The sequence below is a fragment of the Mesorhizobium sp. B2-3-4 genome (genome assembly GCF_006442315.1).
Lineage (GTDB): Bacteria > Pseudomonadota > Alphaproteobacteria > Rhizobiales > Rhizobiaceae > Mesorhizobium.
In genome coordinates this window covers 109,824-125,599 of the sequence record NZ_VFVY01000012.1, presented here as the reverse complement: position 1 = coordinate 125,599, position 15,776 = coordinate 109,824, and the positions used below count along the sequence as shown (strand labels likewise).

At 63.8% G+C, this 15,776-nt stretch carries 14 protein-coding genes; 2 read left to right on the top strand and 12 right to left on the bottom strand.

The features are described 5' to 3' along the window. Nucleotides 1-47: 47 nt before the first annotated feature. Genes FJ967_RS18945 through FJ967_RS18930 form a run of 4 tightly spaced genes read right to left on the bottom strand, consistent with a single transcriptional unit; the run spans nucleotide 48 to nucleotide 4,133 of the window. On the bottom strand, nucleotides 48-1,016 hold the full coding sequence (locus tag FJ967_RS18945) for a glycosyltransferase family 2 protein (protein WP_140733345.1): 969 nt from the start codon (nucleotides 1,014-1,016) through the stop codon (nucleotides 48-50). Beyond that, a complete protein-coding gene (locus FJ967_RS18940) occupies nucleotides 1,006-1,956 on the bottom strand; it encodes a glycosyltransferase family 2 protein (RefSeq protein WP_140733344.1) in 951 nt (316 codons plus the stop codon). Before FJ967_RS18940 ends, FJ967_RS18945 begins: the two co-directional genes overlap by 11 nt. After that, nucleotides 1,956-2,945 (bottom strand): glycosyltransferase family 2 protein, encoded by a 990-nt coding sequence (locus FJ967_RS18935; RefSeq protein ID WP_140733343.1) that lies wholly within the window; start codon nucleotides 2,943-2,945, stop codon nucleotides 1,956-1,958. Before FJ967_RS18935 ends, FJ967_RS18940 begins: the two co-directional genes overlap by 1 nt. Nucleotides 2,946-2,960: 15 nt before the next feature. After that, nucleotides 2,961-4,133 (bottom strand): glycosyltransferase family 4 protein, encoded by a 1,173-nt coding sequence (locus tag FJ967_RS18930; protein WP_140733415.1) that lies wholly within the window; start codon nucleotides 4,131-4,133, stop codon nucleotides 2,961-2,963. Between the two features lie 184 nt (nucleotides 4,134-4,317). Here FJ967_RS18930 and FJ967_RS18925 point away from each other — a divergent pair, with 184 nt between their 5' ends. Together FJ967_RS18925 and FJ967_RS18920 are read left to right on the top strand one after the other, a co-directional pair. After that, nucleotides 4,318-5,814, top strand: a complete 1,497-nt coding sequence (locus FJ967_RS18925) for a lipopolysaccharide biosynthesis protein (protein WP_140733342.1) — start codon at nucleotides 4,318-4,320, stop codon at nucleotides 5,812-5,814. Between the two features lie 52 nt (nucleotides 5,815-5,866). Continuing rightward, nucleotides 5,867-6,889 carry a phosphoribosyltransferase family protein gene (locus FJ967_RS18920; protein ID WP_140733341.1) on the top strand — a complete coding sequence of 341 codons (1,023 nt, stop codon included), beginning with the start codon at nucleotides 5,867-5,869 and terminating at the stop codon, nucleotides 6,887-6,889. 16 nt (nucleotides 6,890-6,905) lie between these two features. On the opposite strand, the gene FJ967_RS18915 is transcribed toward FJ967_RS18920, so the two are convergent. The 8 genes from FJ967_RS18915 to FJ967_RS18880 form a co-directional block, all read right to left on the bottom strand. After that, nucleotides 6,906-7,985 carry a glycosyltransferase gene (locus tag FJ967_RS18915; protein ID WP_140733340.1) on the bottom strand — a complete coding sequence of 360 codons (1,080 nt, stop codon included), beginning with the start codon at nucleotides 7,983-7,985 and terminating at the stop codon, nucleotides 6,906-6,908. A gap of 67 nt (nucleotides 7,986-8,052) precedes the next feature. Continuing rightward, entirely contained in the window at nucleotides 8,053-8,502 is a 450-nt protein-coding gene (locus FJ967_RS18910; RefSeq protein WP_140733339.1) for a hypothetical protein, read from the bottom strand. A gap of 15 nt (nucleotides 8,503-8,517) precedes the next feature. Then, nucleotides 8,518-9,960: a GMC family oxidoreductase gene (locus tag FJ967_RS18905; RefSeq protein ID WP_140733338.1), complete on the bottom strand. Its 1,443-nt coding sequence runs from the start codon at nucleotides 9,958-9,960 to the stop codon at nucleotides 8,518-8,520. Between the two features lie 49 nt (nucleotides 9,961-10,009). Next, complete coding sequence (locus FJ967_RS18900) at nucleotides 10,010-11,341, bottom strand: UDP-glucose/GDP-mannose dehydrogenase family protein (RefSeq protein ID WP_140733337.1); 1,332 nt, start codon at nucleotides 11,339-11,341, stop codon at nucleotides 10,010-10,012. Between the two features lie 50 nt (nucleotides 11,342-11,391). Further along, entirely contained in the window at nucleotides 11,392-12,261 is an 870-nt protein-coding gene (locus FJ967_RS18895; protein WP_140733336.1) for a glycoside hydrolase family 16 protein, read from the bottom strand. Nucleotides 12,262-12,404: 143 nt separating this feature from the next. Beyond that, on the bottom strand, nucleotides 12,405-12,806 hold the full coding sequence (locus tag FJ967_RS18890; protein ID WP_140733335.1) for a hypothetical protein: 402 nt from the start codon (nucleotides 12,804-12,806) through the stop codon (nucleotides 12,405-12,407). A gap of 290 nt (nucleotides 12,807-13,096) precedes the next feature. Then, the gene (locus tag FJ967_RS18885) at nucleotides 13,097-14,119 is read right to left on the bottom strand and encodes a glycosyltransferase family 2 protein (RefSeq protein ID WP_140733334.1); all 1,023 of its coding nucleotides are present in this window, start codon (nucleotides 14,117-14,119) and stop codon (nucleotides 13,097-13,099) included. A 65-nt stretch (nucleotides 14,120-14,184) separates the two neighbouring features. Continuing rightward, nucleotides 14,185-15,315, bottom strand: a complete 1,131-nt coding sequence (locus FJ967_RS18880; protein WP_140733333.1) for a nucleotidyltransferase family protein — start codon at nucleotides 15,313-15,315, stop codon at nucleotides 14,185-14,187. Between the last annotated feature and the right edge of the window lie 461 nt (nucleotides 15,316-15,776).

Genomic DNA, 15,776 nt, shown 5'->3' with positions numbered 1-15,776 from the left:
GCAGTTTCTTCACAGGCCACGAAAAATCCCTCCATGTGCCTGCATCTTCACCTCCCCGCCCCCACGGCAAACTGTGCCGCTACTCTTCGCAACCGCACGGCGATCGGCATGCCCATATGCCGGACCGCCGCCGGGTCGCTAAGCGCCGTCCGGATCGCCTTGAGCGGAGACCGCGCCTTGATGTGCTGGACCATCGCCAGGAACGAGGCCGCCTTGCGCAGGCTGCGGCCGCGCCGGGCGAAGGCTGCCTCAGCCGCCTCGTCCATCTGATGGGTTTGAGCGAATTCGGCGTCCGCCTTGCGCATCGCCTCGACATGATGAGGCTCGAGCACGCGCGAGATGGAACCGCTGCGGATATGATAGGCATAGCCGATTTCGGGCTCGACCACGCATCTGCCGCCCATGGCCAGAGCTTCGGCAAACAGGATGTAGTCCTCGCCGATCCTCAGTTTCTCATCATAGCGAAGCCGGTTCTCGTCGAGGAACCGGCGCAGGAATATCGGCTTGAGATAGCCGAGATTGAATTTCGATTCGAAGACGATGTTGCCGGCGATGTAGGTGGCCAGCGAAATCTCGCGCAGCCCTTCCAGATACCGGCGCGGGAACATCGCGTCCTCGACTACGCCGTCCTCACGCACGACCTGGAGATTGTCGACGGCGATCTCGGCGTCCGCCTTTTCGGCGCGGCCGATCATGGCCGCCATGCGGCTGGGAAAGACGGCATCGTCGGAATCGAGAACCGCGATCCACCTGCCCCGGGCGGCATCGAGCCCGGCATTCCTGGCGCCGCCGGGACCCCTGTTCTTTTCCAGCGCCACGACGCGCACCATGTGCTCGGGATAAGCCCGCGCGACGTCGAGCGTGGCGTCACGCGACCGGTCGTCGACGACGACGATCTCGATGCTGACTCCTGTCTGCGCGATGGCGCTGGCGATCGCCCGGTCGAGGGTTGCCTCGGCGTTGTAGGCGGCGATCACGAAAGAAACGTCGGGAACGAAGGAAAGATCAGGCCGCACGCTTGCCTCCTTCCCCCGGCGAAGGCTGGCCGTAGAGGCGCAGTTCACGGATGCCGACCAGGCCGCTGACGACACCGACATGCATGATGCCGCGCAACACGGAGCGGTTCCTGCGTACCGGGCTGGCGGCGACCGGAAGCGCGGCGGCAAAGCAATACAGCGCCTTGGCCGAGGCGAGGCCCAGTTGCTTGACCAAGCCGATGCCTCCGGTGTTCTGCCCCAGCAGACGGCCATGCGTCTGGCCGACCCGGAAGCGGCGGCGGCTGAGCCAGTCGAAGGCGGCCCTGGCGCGAGGCACCGCCTCGTCCACCCACGCTTCAGGCGCGAAGGCGATCCGGCCGCCCGCCTTGTGCATCTGGTCGAAGAACTCGGTGTCCTCGCCGCCGGTCTGGCCGCGCGCCAGGCTGAAGCGGCGGCCGCGCAGGCTGTCCGATCCCATGCGCAGCAAGACGTTGCAGGTGTAGCCGGTGCGGATTTCGCCGCGCACGCGGACCGGCAAGGTGGAATGGAAATCGCCACGGCGCATCCACTCCGGCGCATCCGGGCGATAGAGCGCGCGCACCGGGCCGAGAACCGCGGCGGCGCCGCTTTCCTCAGCCCTCGCCATGAGTTCTGCCAGCCAGCGGGGGGTAGCGGTCTCGTCATCGTCGATGAAGGCCAGGAAATCCGCCTCGCTGGCATCGAGGCAAGCATTGCGGGCGATCGAGATGTTGCGCGCCGGGCAGTGGCGGTAGCGGACCGGCAGCTTCAATTCCTGTGCCAGCGCCGTGACCAGGTCCCTGGCGCCTGGCGTGTCGTCATTGTCGGCGACAATGACGCCGACGTCGAAACCTCTGGGCATTTCCATGGCGGCGAGCGAGCGCAGCGTTTCGGCCAGCTCCGGCCGCCGGAACGTGCATACGCCGATGTCGATGCTGCGGTTCCTGACCTGAACCGCCATCACGCCGCCCTCCGCCACGCGCCGAGGCCGAGAAGCTGCAGCCAGAAGCCGACGGACCAGCCGAAATGCATGACCATCGCCGAGACGCCGGCCAGCGCGATGTCGGCATTGCGCTGGCTGATGGCCGTCACCAGGCCGTAACCCAGGCACACCGAAACCCACAGCAACAGCGGCAATGCCGCGATCCAGTGCACGAAGGAGAAGGCGGCGAGAAGGACCACGGGGAAGACGGCCAGCGGCACCATCTGCCGAACCTTCGGGATGACGCGGTGCTTCAGCACATTCTTGGCCCGCCCACGGCCATAGCCGAGATACTGAAAATAGAGGCCGCGCAGCGATGTGCGCGGATAATAGACCATCTGCGTCCTGCCGCTCATCCAGATCCGGTAACCCGCCTGCCTCAGCCGGTAATCGAGTTCGGCATCCTCGTTGTGGCTGAATGTCTCGTCATAGCCCCCGACGGCCTGGAAGGCCGAAATCCGCATCAGCGCGTGATGGCCATGGTCGACCCACTCGCCGGCGGAGAGGTGACGGTGCTTGGAACCGCCGGTGCCAAGCTTGGAGTTCTGCGCCGCCGCCGCCGCTTTCTGCACGGTGCCGCTGCCACTGGTCAGCATCGACACCACGACCGAATCGGCGCCGGTGCCCAGCGCCTCCTCGACCAGCCGGTCGCAATAGTCGTCGGGGTAACCACCATGGGCATCGATGCGGATCAGATAGTGCGCACCCTCGCCAAATCTGGCCACCGCCAGGTTGATCGCCGCGCTCTGGATACGCTTTTCATTGTGAAGCATCACGATGCGCGGATCGTTCTTCTGGCGCTCGCCGACAATGGCCAGCGTACCGTCGGTACTGCCGCCATCGGCAACCACGATCCGCGCGCCAAGCCGTTCCGCCGCCGGGCACAACTGGTCGAGCAGCGCGCCGATATGGGCCGCTTCGTTGAGACACGGGATTACGATCAGGCTGGGGGAAAGCGCTTGCGTCATCGGGCGATGTCCATCCTATGCCAGCGCCTGGGCGGCGAGCGGTTCGCGCACGGTGGTCAGGCGGCGCAGCTTTTCGACCAAGGCACTGCAATCGCCTCGATCGTAGCTCCACATCCTCGGATTGTGGGCCAGCACGCGTGCCTTCCACCTGCCGAAGCGGTGCTGCTCCATCCCGCCAAGCGCGGTTTCAAGCGCCTCAGGCGTGGCCTGCGGCAACAGAACGCCGATATCGCGCTGCCGCAGGAACCGACCGGTCTCCGTGTTGTCCATCGAGATCGGCACCGCGCCGAAGCGGCAGCCTTCATAAAGGCGGTTGGGCAGGAGCCATTCGGAGTTCTGTCCCTCCTCGAAGAAATCGATCGCCCAGGAGAAATGGACGTTTTCATAGATCGCCGCCATGTCCTCCGGATTGCGGTACGGCCCGCGAAACGACAGATAGGGTTCTGCATCGACGAAGGCATGGAAGTCAGGGAATTCGGAAAGCGCCGGACGGCCGCGCAATACGATTTCGAACCGGCCTTCCATGAGGCGGGTGAACCCTGCCAGCAGTTCGAGCGAGCGGCGGCAGCGCAGCGCCCCGAACCAGCCGATCCGCCAAGGCGGGGCGACAGGTCCTGCCACTGCTTCGCGCTCGCCGGGCAGAACAGCAGCGGCCTCGAAATATTTGTTCTCGACCAGTTCCACCGGTGCCGCGACCTGGCGGAACGGTTTGAAATAATTGGCGATGAAGGCCGGCGAACTTGTCACCAGCAGCTTCACGTCCCGCGCCAGATGACGCTCGGTGGCGCGCAGCGCCTTGCCCAGCACATCGTCGCGAAGCACGAGGCGGTGAATGTCCAGGCATTCATAGACGATGGGGACCGTGGCACCGAAGGCGGACCGGGCGCGGCGGGCCAGCGCCAGCATTTCCAGATTGCGCGCGATGATGAGATCGGGCTTCGGCATGCCGCCCAGCTTCGACCCTATCGAAACCGCCGCTTTCGCCACCGCGGCCAGGCGCTGCGCGAATCGGCCGTCGCGCGTCGCGCCAAGGTCGATCGGCCGCAATCCTTCGATATCGGCAATCGGGGTGGCGGTGCGGCGAAAGCCAGCCAGGGTGACCCGGGCGCCACCTGTCCTGAGCATCGTGATCCGCCGGCGAACCGCCGGGTCGGAAACATCGTGCACCAGGTACAAGACATGCAGCATGAAAACTCGACCGCTGTTTGACCCACCCAGGGGAAGCCTAGTACAGCTCTTGCTGCATCGCAACATTTTTGGCGCGACGCCGGACGTTTTCTGTTGCACTGCAAAATTATTGCCGTAGTTTGGGGTCGGCGGCGGTTGTGGATTTCGGGCTCCGGAATCCGCGCAAAGGTCAGGAATCCTGAATTTGGAAGCCAATCCATTCGATCCGCCAGAAGGCTCGCTGCGCAAATCGGTCGGCCGCGGCGCCGTCGTGACGGCGCTGTCGCAATCGGTGCGGGTCGCCACCCAGATCATCTCGGTCATCGTGCTGTCGCGGCTTCTGTCGCCGCAGGATTTCGGCGTCGTGGCCATGTGCGCGCCGGTGCTCGCCTTCATTGCCCTGTTCCAGGATTTCGGCCTGACCCAGGCGACGATCCAGAAATCAGGCATCCGGCATGAGGAGGTGAACTATCTCTTCTGGATCAATGTCGCCGTCAGCGCGGTCCTGGCCTGTGTGCTGGCGGGCGCGGCACCGCTGGTCGCCACCTTCTACGGCGAACCGCGCGTGGCCGGCCTGGTGGCGGCGCTGGGACCGCAGATCCTGGCCTACGGCTTGGGCGCTCAGCACCTGGCGCTGCTGACGCGCCGCATGCAGTTCGGCCGCCTGGCGATCATCGACGTCGCCGGCGCGGTGGCGGGACTGGCGGTATCGATTGCCTGGACCTTCATCGACCGCTCCTACTGGGCGCTGTTTGCCGGCACTCTGACCGGCGCGGTGCTGCCGACGCTGTGCTACTGGGCAAGCTCGCGCTGGCGCCCGGGCATGCCGCGCAAGGTCGCGGGCATCAGCGAGCTGATCAATTTCGGCGCCGGCATCACCGGTTTCAACTTCGCCAATTTCTTCGCCCGCAACCTCGACAACGTGCTGATCGGCAAATACTGGGGCGAGGCGCAACTCGGCCTCTACGACCGCGCCTACAAGCTGCTGCTGTTCCCGCTCAGCCAGATCACCAATCCGCTGTCGAAGGTCATGGTGCCGGCGCTGTCGCGGCTGAAGGACGAGCCGGACCGCTACCGCAGCGCCTATCTGCGGGTCATGCCGCTGATCCTTCTGGTGGCGCTGCCCGGTGTCGCCTTCGCCACCGCCATGTCCGATGTGCTCATTCCCTTCGTGCTCGGCGAGCAATGGCGCGCCAGTGCCTCGATCTTCCTGGCGCTCGGTTTTGCCGGCCTGCTGCAGCCGCTCAACAATCCTGCCGGATGGCTTTTCGTCAGCCAGGGCCGCTCCGGCGACTTCATGCGCTGGGGTATCGTCACGGCGGTGACGTCGGTGCTCGCCTTCGCGCTCGGCCTGCCCTATGGCGCGCTCGGCGTGGCGGTCGCCTATGCGGTCAGCGAATATCTGCGCACGCCGTTCCTGTGGCTCTATGTCGGCAGGAGCGGACCGCTGCAAGCGAGCCACGTGCTGCGCGCGGCAACGCCGTTCGTGCTTGGCGCGCATCTGGCGCTGGGCGCGGTGTGGCTGGTCAAGCCGGCGCTGCCGCAGCAACCTGTCGTCGCCCTGGCCAGCGGCGCCATCCTGGCCTACGCGATCACGATCGCCGTCGCCATGGTTTTCGCGGCCGGCCGCGAAGCCTTGCGCGAGGCCCTGAAAATGCTGCCGGCAAGGCCGCCGGCGGCGGCGCCGCGCGAGGCGCAATAATTCCGGCGCTTTCGACCGTTATCCATATCCACACGAGCATCAGGTCCGATCCATGCACTACCGATCGATCTCCGACATGAACGACGCCATCTTGAGCAACCTTCACCGGCTGCCGCGCGATATCGACCTGGTCGTCGGCGTTCCCAGAAGCGGCGTGCTGGCGGCGACGCTGGTCAGCCTCGCGGCCAACATCCCGATGACCGATCTGGACAGTTTCCTGGAAGGCCGCGTCTACACGTCGGGAATCACGAAGCGCCGCGCCGCGCTGGACCGCAAGGTTTCGGATATGCGCAAGGTGCTGGTGATCGACGACAGCGTCGCCGGCGGCAATGCCATGCGCGACGCCCGTGCCCGCATCCAGGGCGCCGGCATCGAGGCCAATTTCCTCTTCGCCGCCGTGTTCGGCCTCGAGCCGCAACACAAGGAGACCGATCTGGTCTTCGAGGTGGTGCCGCATCCACGCATGTTCCAGTGGAATTTCATGCACCACAAATTCCTGGCGCAATGCTGCGTCGACATAGACGGGGTGTTGTGCCTCGATCCGACCGAGGCCGAAAACGACGACGGCCCAGCCTATGAGAAATTCCTGAGCGAGGCGCGGCCGCTTCACGCCGCGACCCACAAGATCGGCTGGCTGGTCACCAGCCGGCTCGAGAAATACCGTGCGCTTACCGAGGCATGGCTGGCCAAGCACGAAATCCAGTACGACCAGCTGATCATGCTCGACCTGCCGAGCAAGGCCGAGCGCCAGCGGCTTGGCGTGCACGGAAGTTTCAAGGCCGATTTCTACCGCAAATGCGATGCCATCCTGTTCATCGAGAGCGAGCATGCCCAGGCGCTGAGGATCACGGAATTGTCGGGCAAGCCGGTCCTGTGCGTTGAAACGCATATGGTCACCTTTCCCGATGCGCTGTCGCTGCCGGCGCTTGGCCATGCCGCACGGAACCTGCCGGCAAGGCTGCGGCAGATCAACTCGCAGGAAGGCCGCAAGAGCGCCGCCAAGACCATTGCGCGCGCCCTGCTCGGCGCGCGCGGCTATGAAACGCTGAAGAACCGGGTCAAGCGCCCGGCCTGACGCAGCCGGGCCTTTGTCATGCAGCGCGGCGCGCGCGCTGCTGTACCGCCCTGTCCAGTATCGAGAAGAATGTGAGGAACTGGCGATCCGGATCGAGCTCCGGACGCGCCGCGAAACCGCGTGCGAGGCCGGAAACCCGGTCGTACTCCTTGTTGTCGTTCCACAGCAGCCTGACGGCCGCAACCCAGTCGGCGAGCGGCGCATCGTAGTCGAGCACCACGCCGCCGGGGCCGATCGCCTCGGGCAGGCCGCCGCGGCGCGAACCGACGACTGGAATGCCGCTGCAATGGGCTTCCGACGCCACCCGCCCCCAGGCCTCTTCCCATTTGCTCGGCGCCAGCAGGATCCTGGTGCGGCCATAGACCGTCTTCATATCGCTGGTGCGGCTTTCCAGCGTGACATTGCCAAGCGGCGCGATCGTCTCTTGGATGCGCGCCCGGTGATCGTCCTCCAGCTTCCAGCTTTCGACGAAGAGGAACGGGATTTCGGGGCATGCGCCGGCAAGGCGCACCGCAAGCTCGAAGCCCTTTTCCTCATAGGGGTTGATCAGCGTGACGAACTGGCCCGTGGTCGGCGTGCTGTATTGCGTCGGGTTGATGGTCGGCGGGATCACCGCGGCCTCGATGCCGAATTCCCTTGCATAGGTGCGCGCGGTGAATTCCGAATTGGCGATGTAGAGCGCCGAACGCAGCTCGCGCAGGTCGCCCCCCAGCTCGTGAAATTCGACATTCCTGAGATAGACGACCAGCGGCACGCCCTTGGCCTGCAACGCCTTGCCGAGCGGCACCGACTTGTGACACTGGACCACCGCGACATCCGGCTTCACCCTGTTGATGGCGAAGTTCGCAGCCTCCCAGGGAAACCACGCCCGGATCACAGGATAGCCGGGAAAACTGTCGACGACGGCGGGCTGGCGCAGGAGCTTCATCTTGGCGCGTGCCTTGAAGCCGAAGACACCGTCGCCAAACAGGGCGGCGAGCACCGCGGCCTCGTGTCCATGCTCGATCAATTGCTCGGCCAGATGGTGGGTGCTCGACTGCACCCCGCCGCTGAACTCCGGCGGGTAACCGTTGCCGCCTGCAAAGAGAACCTTCATGGTCGTCACTCCCTGTCTTTTCGCGTTTCGTTGCCCTCGGCCCGATGAAGAGCCGCGTCGAGGCCTCTCAAGCGGTCTTTGGCGGATCAAGCGTCGCGAACGGATTTGTGCATGACTGCCATCCGGTGAACCGGATGGGATCATTGGGCGAACTGCGCCAGGCGTAATCCGTCAGCATATGGAATTCGGCGACAACCCAGCGGTCGAAATGCCTGAGGTCGCGCTGCTTCTGTTTCGGCAACAACTGGCGTGCCTGACCGAGCTTCGCCTTCTCGAGCAAGGTGACGGCGTCGCCCAGTTTTTCGCTGGGAAACAGCCACGGATTGCGGTTGCGGAACTCCAGCACGAACTGCTGCAGATGCTCGATGCGCATGTTCAGCCTGCCGAGATATTTCTCGAGTGTGACGCGAACCAGGTCCTCGTCCGAAAACGAGGACACGGCCGCGTAGGCCACGCCCGTCGACGCAACTCCGCCAGCCATGATGGCCAGAACCGAACGACGCGTGATTTCTATCATCGGTACCTCCTTCCCTCACGCCATCCGGCTCGCTGCCCGCAAGGACAAGGCCGCCGCGGTCAGGCTGGGATTGGCGCAGGAACAACTCGGATAGGTGCTGGTGCCGACGACGACCAGGTTTCTCAGCCGGTGGTGGATCATGTTGCTGTCGACGACCGAATCGGCCGGGCCGGTGCCCATGCGCAACGTGCCCTGGACATGCGATTCGGTTGGCCGGATACCGCGGTCGAACAGCCTTTCGACCGGCAGGGGCGCCAGCAGTCCAGGCAATTTGTCGAGCGCCCTGGCCATGCCCTTGACCGCATAGTCCGACGGCGCCTTGAAAGAGACGAAAGCATTGTCATCCTCGTCGAGGGTGACAAAATTCTCGGGGTCGAGCAGGTTTTCGGTGACCACGACCAGCGGCAGCGCCTGGCGCACGCGACCTTTCTCGGCGCGCATGCCGTGCTGCCAGCGGTTCTCGAAATAGACCAGGGCGGCCGCGTGCTCGGACCGGTGCGGCCCGTCATAGAGGCCGAAGTTCAAACCGGTGGTGATGGTCGAGCCGTCGAAATTGTCGACGCCGTCGAGATAGACCTCGAAATTCCAGCCATAGGATTCGTGCAGGCCGCGGCCGACGAACTCATCGCCGAGGCCGGAGCGCAGCATGATCGCCGCGCTCTGGATGGCGTTGGCGCCAAGGATGAAGAGGTCGCCGCTGACCTGATATTCCTTACCATTATTCACGAAGGTGACCGAACGCACCGCGCCGCCGGCATGATCGAGCCGCCGGACTTCCGCGCCGAGGCAGACCGAAACGTCGGGATGCTCGAAGACATGCATCAGCCCGTTGTTGACCGTGAATTTCGCATCGACCGGGCACAGCCAGCAGCGCAGATTGGCGCAGCAGGAGGTGCGTTGCGCGGTCGGCACGCGGGCCCGCGCCGTCGGCATGACGAAATGCTGGTCGGGCTGCGCCGCCTTCATCATTCTGTCGGGCGTCGACATGCGATGCGGCGGCTGCGGAAACGGCCTGGAGCGCGGCAGCATCGCCGCCATGTCGGGATCTCCCGAGATCGACATGATGTCTTCGGCGTCGCAATAGAACGGCTCGACATCGTCGTAGCTGATCGGCCAGTCATTGCCGATGCCGTAGGTACTCTTGAGCCTGAAGTCGTTGGGATGGAACCGCGGCGTCTGCGCGAACCAGCAATTGGTCCCGCCGCCCAGCCCGATCGTGTAGTTCCAGGGCTTGTCGGAATTGGTCTTGTAGGTCGTCTCGTCGTCTATGTCGGTGTTGGCGTTCTGGTCGAGCTGCCATTCATGGGTGTTGTGACGGCCCCACTCCAGAACCAGGACACGGGCCTTACGCCGCCTGGAGAACTCATGCAGGAAGAAAGCCGAACCGAAGCCCGAACCGATCGCGACAACATCGAAATGATCCTTGGTGACTTGCTCGGGCTTTACGTCCAGCACCATCAGTTGCACTTCCTTTCCGCGCGGCGCGCGCCGGCAAGATCGAGCGGTTTCATGCCGCCATCCTGCCGATCGAGTGATATTCGATGCCGTGGCGCGCTACGACCTTGGGGTCGTAGAGATTGCGGCCATCGAAGATGACCGGCGTGGTCAGCGCGTCCTTCAGCGCATCGAAGGACGGTGCGCGAAAGCTCTTCCATTCAGTGGCGATCAGCAGCGCATCGGCGCCGCGCAGCGCCGCTTCCTTGGTGCCGCACAGCATCAGGTCGTCGCGCTGCCCGTATATGGCCTGGCATTCCTGCATGGCCTCGGGGTCATAGGCCTGCACGGTGGCCCCGGCGTTCCACAGCGCTTCCATCAGCACCCGCGCGGGCGCCTCGCGCATGTCGTCCGTGTTGGGCTTGAAGGCCAGGCCCCACAAGGCGAAGGTCTTGCCCTTGAGGTTGCCCTTGAAATAGCGGTGCACCTTGTCGAACAGGACGGATTTCTGATCGTTGTTGCGCTCCTCGACGGCGCGCAGCAGCTTGGCGTCGAACTTGACGCCTTCAGCGGTCTTGATCAGGGCGCGGACGTCCTTGGGAAAGCACGAGCCGCCATAGCCGAGGCCCGGATAGATGAAGTGGTAGCCGATGCGCGGATCAGAACCGATGCCCTTGCGCACCTCCTCTATGTCGGCGCCGAGCTGCTCGGCGAGGTTCGCCATCTCGTTCATGAAGCTGATCTTGGTCGCCAGCATGCAGTTGGCTGCGTATTTGGTGAATTCGGCGCTGCGCACGTCCATCACGATCATCTTCTCGTGGTTACGATTGAAGGGCGCGTAGAGTTCGCGCATCACCGCCTCGGTGTCCTCGCTGTCGGTGCCGACGATGATGCGGTCCGGCTTCATGCAATCGGCGACGGCGGAACCTTCCTTGAGGAATTCGGGATTTGAGGCGACGTCGAAAGTCAGATCCTCGCGCCCCCGCTTCCTCAGCGTCTCGGCGATCCTGGTCTTGACCTTTTCGCAGGTGCCGACCGGCACGGTCGACTTGCCGACCACGATCTTGGCGGTATCCATCTCGCGGCCGATCGTCTCGGCGACCGCCAGCACGTATTTGAGGTCGGCCGAACCATCCTCGCCCGGCGGCGTGCCGACCGCGATCATCTGGATTTCACCATGCCTGACGCCGGCGGCAGCGTCGGTGGTGAACTTGATGCGGCCGGCAGCATGGTTCTCCCTGACGATGCTTTCGAGGCCTGGCTCGAATATCGGGACGAAGCCTTGATTGAGCCGCTCCACCTTGTTCGCGTCGACGTCGACGCAAACGACCTGGTGGCCGACCTCGGCAAGCACCGCCGCCTGCACCAGGCCGACATAGCCAATTCCAAACACCGTCAAGTTCATTCGGTTTCATTCCCATCCAAGGCAGCGGGCCGCTTCTCGGTCCGGCCGGTTCAATTCGTCTTTCCCAACTCTTTTACGCTGCATACCAGCGATTCGGGAAACTGGCAGGGCTGCCCGAGCGCGGTGAAGGCGACGCGCTCGACCTGCAGCGACACCTTGTCACCCGGATCGGCGAACGCGCCCATCCATCCCTTCATCGTATCGCTGCCCCAGAGGCTGAAGAAGATCTTCTGGGCGTGGCTTGGCAGCTTCGCGGGATCCGTGATGGTGTTCACCAGTTGCCCGTTGACATACCAGCGCAGGCTGTCCTTTTCCCAGACGAAGGCATAGTCGTTGAAGCCGCCGTCGGTGCCGCCGGGCACCTCGACCAGCTTCTCGTTCTTGCCCTTGCCGTCGATATAGGCGTTGACCTGCACCTTGGAGGTGTCCTTGGTCAGGACCTCGAAATCGATCTCGTCCCAGGGCTGCTTGTCGGACGGACCGATATAGGTGAAGAAAGCCGCGTTGAGACCCGAGCCGGAGCCGGTCTTCATGCGCGCTTCATAGGTGCCGTAGCCGAAACGCTGCTTGGTCTGGATCTCACCGCAGGCGAAATCGCGATCCTTGGTCTTCTGCCTGGCGAAACCGAGCGAAAGAACGCCGTCGGACAGCTCGACCTGGCCCTTCGACCAGGTGCAATTCTGATGGCTGCCGTTCGTCCAGCCGTCTGAAACGTACCAGCGCCCGCGGTCGAGGCTCTTGAAGTCGTCGACGAAAGAGGGCGCGGACTGGATATCCTGCGCATGAGAAGGGGTTATCGGCAGGCTGCCGAGGGCGGCGAGCAGGAAAGCAGCCGGCAGACCGGACCGCCGCCGGTCGAAATGCAGGATAGAAGGGGTTTCGATTGCTGTCGTGGACATGGTTTTTGGTTCCGAACTCATGACAAATTCACCTTTGCGCTGTGTCCCCAACCCAAAGTCGACGTTTGAACCGCTGCCAAACGGGTCAACCTTGACCTCTTCAATTACCCTCCCGACTTCCAGCCTTGCATTACCTCCGCCGTAACAGTACCGCGCCGCCGCCTTCACCCTCGGCCGGCTCCTTGCTGCCTGGCCGGCCGGACGGTGGCAGCCGAATCCGTGGCCGCATTCTCATCGAACACCATATCCAGCGAATGACGGAGCTCGCGCATCGCGCCGCCCTGGCGCGACAGTGCCGCGATGCGGCGCTCGGTGTTGAGGATCGACTGCGTCAACGCGTCGACTTCGGATGAGCGACGGTCGGACGCGGAGCCGTTTTCCATCGCTTCGACGAGGAAGGCGGCGTTGGTCGCTTCCTTGCGGTAGCGAGCCTCCAAGCCGGTTTTCTCGGCATCGATTTCGGCCGCTATCTGCTCGAACAGCCTCGCCAGCCGGTCCAGGCGCGCGACGTCGGTCTGCCGGTCACGAGCCGGATCCCTTGATCTGAAGCCGAATATCGAGGCCATGAACTTAAATTCCCGTCATCACCGGCTTTCAGGCCGGGCCACTGGCCGATCCCCGCAACCGGGGCTGAAAAAACTCGTACCGCGTCGTCCAATTCCTCTGACGAAGAGAGACTTCGGACCAGTCCGATCGGGGGCCAGTTCGGCTGGTCGTTCAATTTGCTGCACCGCAACATAGACTGCCATCCCCGGAGCCCCGAGGCAACCACCTAATTCGTAAACTCATAAATCCAATGGAAATGGTTTGCGTGATGGAGTTCGCAGCAGCCAGGCAACGCAAACGCTTGCGCGCCTCACGGTCCCTTGCCCGTACTGGTTCCGGCCATCAGGAAACGCAGCGGCGGCACGTGCTTGTTCCTGGAAACGAGGCCAACGCTGCGAAACAGCGCCTCGAGCTTGTCGGATGCCACGCCCTGGACGATGGGAACGAGATTGGATTGGCTTGCGAAAGCATACGCAGCAGCCGACGCCAGGCCCCGCTCGGCCTTCACGTCGAGGAAATTGCGCAGCCTATACTTGTCGCGCACATGCCGCTCGTGCCGACGCAATACCGCCTTGGACCCCTCCGGCAGGCTGTCCATGGCCAGCAGCGCCAGATCGGCGTCGGCCAGCCGCTTCAGGTCCTGCGTCTTGTGGCGGCCGCTGAGCGAATCGGCGCGCACGATGGCGCCGTAGCCGCAGGAACGGATGACCTTGAAGCGTGCCCCGTGGGCGACCGCGCGCGCGTAGAGTTCGTAGTCCTCGCCCAGCCGCAGGCTCTCGTCGTAGCGCAGCCGGTGGCGGTCGAGGAAGGCGCGGCTGATCACCGGCTTCAGGAAGCCGAGTTCGCCTCTCTGCACGCGACGTCTGGAGATGTTGCCTTCCACGAAGCTCTCGAAATCGAGGAATTCCGGATCGGCGGCAAAATCCGGAGCAACGATCTTGGTCGCGTCGCCGGTCGCGTCATCCCTGATGAGCATGATGTTGTCGGCGGCGAAATCCCAATCGGCGCCGGCGAACAGGTTGCGAAACCGGCCCTCGAGGAAGAAATCGTCGGCATCCAGTATGCTGACGAACGGCGCCCGCGAACCGGCGATCGCGGCATTGCGGGCAAAGGACGGGCCGCGATTGACGTCGAGGCGCATCACCGCGAGCCGGCCGCTTCCGTCGTCGGCCGAACGGGCGACCTCCGCCGTATTGTCGGAGGAACCGTCGTCGACGACGACGACTTCCGCCACTTCCGGTTCGCGCAACGCGGATGCGATGGCAACCGCGATCGTGCGCGCCGCGTTTTTGGCCGCGATGATCACGCAGACCTCGGATTTCGTCGTCGACATGGAGTTTGCCTCTTGCACAGGTTCCGTTCTGCCCTTGCCCTGTACGCGTTCGATATCCATCGCCATCACGGACTGGCCGGCCGCTCGAAGATGCGGCGGCTGATGTCGGCCGATGCCGCCCATCCGGCCTCGGCCAGGTAGCGGACCGGCGCCCGGCCACACAATTCCCACAACACCGTCCGCCGCTGCGGCCAGCGCAGCGACGACAGCCACGGGGCGATGACCATGTTGAGCAGGTCCTCATTGCCGATGCGCGACAGGATCGGCTTGGCCCGCTCCGACAGAAGCGTGCCGGTGCCGCCCAAAAGCACATCGGCGGCGCGCAGACCGAGCAACAGGGTGTCGTCCAGTCCCTGGCTCACCGCGTCATCGAGCACACGCTGCTGATCGGCCTCGTCGAGGCGGCTGGCGCTGGCCCTGATATCGCAGACATAGCCGGCGCAGGGTTCGCGGTTGAACAACGCCTTGGCGACGCTGATGCAAGACAGCATCAAAGTATCCGCGGCCGAGGTGAACGGAACTTCGGCGCCGGCGACCTCGACCAGCCGTTTTCGCCGCAGGAAGCCGTCGGAATTCCTCGGACTGGGCGAACCGGGCTGCTGGAGCCGGTAATGAAGGTCGACCGTGGATGGTCTCGATGCACTGCCGCGGATCATGTGCTGTTCGCCGAGGAAGCGAACCCACCAGACCGAACGCGATTTGCCCGACACCTCGTAGCCGATCGCGCGCAGCGCTTCGCGCGCGTGCAGGAACCCGGCAGGCGAAACCAGGATGTCGACATCCCCCGAAGGCTTCATGAAGTGATCGTCGTAGAGCAGATGCTGCTGGAACGGCCCCTTCAGGAAGACGAAATCGATCCGCCTGTCGCGCAGAGCCTCGTGGATGGCGATCGAATCCATGAGGCAGGCGGCGTTCATCGAAACCGTCCTGCGGCGATAGGTGTCCAGCCACTGGAAAAGCCCGGCCGGCCGCGCCTGCGCCGGCGCGCGCGACAGGGCCTTCAGAACGAAAGTGGCGACCTTGTTCAGCCTGGCGATATCGGCGATGGCAGCGTCGGAGAGATCCGGCGTCGACGCGTCTGCGGCCGGTGCATCCGGCCCCGCGAAATACAATCGTAAGCAAGCCCTGACATAAGCGATCTCGTCGGCGCGGTCGGCGGCGCGCAGTCTTTCATAAGAGCTTTCCGGCAAGGCCATTGAGCGCACAGTCTCCAAAAAGCGGTTTGCGCGACGCGTATGCTGCAAGTGCGAAGCAAAGCATCCTCAAAAACCACGGCGCCGTAAAGCATTTCCTTTCGCAGTGCGAAATTTTGCAACCATAGCGTTTGCCTGCCGTGCTCAAGGGCGATGGCCGCGCCTGCCGGAATTCCGGCTCCGCCGGGGCATTTCAATGCGCAATCGACAGGGGCAGGCTAAGGAAATTCCGGCTTTTTAGGCGAGCCTAAAAAAGCAGCAGCTTTGCAAGTTTTTTATACATGTAAAATCAATGGCTTGGCGAAAATGCCGCAAAGGCACTCCGCCACGTGGTTTTCAATGCAAAAGCGGCCGAATTTTGAGCACCGCGCACACTAATGGTGACGCCCGCAACCCGTAATTGATTAACGTGCGGTAAATCAGGCTTGACTCATAAATGCTGCCATGCAGCTATTGCGCCGCAG

Coding starts and splice junctions, on each gene's coding strand:
- FJ967_RS18940 (WP_140733344.1), bottom strand. CDS start 1,956: ATGGCGGTTCAGGTCAGGAACCGCAGCATCGACATCGGCGTATGCACG.
- FJ967_RS18935 (WP_140733343.1), bottom strand. CDS start 2,945: ATGACGCAAGCGCTTTCCCCCAGCCTGATCGTAATCCCGTGTCTCAAC.
- FJ967_RS18930 (WP_140733415.1), bottom strand. CDS start 4,133: ATGCTGCATGTCTTGTACCTGGTGCACGATGTTTCCGACCCGGCGGTT.
- FJ967_RS18920 (WP_140733341.1), top strand. CDS start 5,867: ATGCACTACCGATCGATCTCCGACATGAACGACGCCATCTTGAGCAAC.
- FJ967_RS18915 (WP_140733340.1), bottom strand. CDS start 7,985: ATGAAGGTTCTCTTTGCAGGCGGCAACGGTTACCCGCCGGAGTTCAGC.
- FJ967_RS18910 (WP_140733339.1), bottom strand. CDS start 8,502: ATGATAGAAATCACGCGTCGTTCGGTTCTGGCCATCATGGCTGGCGGA.
- FJ967_RS18905 (WP_140733338.1), bottom strand. CDS start 9,960: ATGGTGCTGGACGTAAAGCCCGAGCAAGTCACCAAGGATCATTTCGAT.
- FJ967_RS18900 (WP_140733337.1), bottom strand. CDS start 11,341: ATGAACTTGACGGTGTTTGGAATTGGCTATGTCGGCCTGGTGCAGGCG.
- FJ967_RS18895 (WP_140733336.1), bottom strand. CDS start 12,261: ATGAGTTCGGAACCAAAAACCATGTCCACGACAGCAATCGAAACCCCT.
- FJ967_RS18890 (WP_140733335.1), bottom strand. CDS start 12,806: ATGGCCTCGATATTCGGCTTCAGATCAAGGGATCCGGCTCGTGACCGG.
- FJ967_RS18885 (WP_140733334.1), bottom strand. CDS start 14,119: ATGTCGACGACGAAATCCGAGGTCTGCGTGATCATCGCGGCCAAAAAC.
- FJ967_RS18880 (WP_140733333.1), bottom strand. CDS start 15,315: ATGGCCTTGCCGGAAAGCTCTTATGAAAGACTGCGCGCCGCCGACCGC.